General features: G+C 61.5%; 1 protein-coding gene. It reads left to right on the top strand.

Features of this window, described 5'->3' with window-relative positions:
• A partial coding sequence (locus ABG80_RS22840; RefSeq protein ID WP_058088222.1) for a hypothetical protein occupies positions 1-245 on the top strand: 245 nt, incomplete at its 5' end.
• Positions 246-273: the final 28 nt, after the last annotated feature.

The following is a 273-nucleotide window of genomic DNA, read 5'->3' as shown; positions in this document are numbered from 1 at the left end:
GAATGAAGTCTATCGATGAAGCGCGCAATGTCCTCGAAGAGGCTGCGCTGATGACCACTGAGACGGTGAGGGCCTTCTACGGGATCGTAGCTGCTGGCCCGGATGTTGACACGCCGCCCTGGCTGTTCATCCTGGCTAGACACATCGACGCCTGGGACAAGGCCTCGCAGGCCTACATGATGGCCGTGCATCAGCATGCTCGGCCTGTCCTCAATGACATGGAGCGCCTCTCCGCGTCGAAGTAAGCCGGGGGGCTGGGGGACACCCCAGTGA

Source organism: Aquabacterium parvum, assembly GCF_001447195.1.
Classification (GTDB): domain Bacteria; phylum Pseudomonadota; class Gammaproteobacteria; order Burkholderiales; family Burkholderiaceae_C; genus Aquabacterium; species Aquabacterium parvum.
The sequence above is the reverse complement of the archived record's forward strand: the minus strand, read 5'-3'. Positions and strand labels throughout refer to the sequence as shown.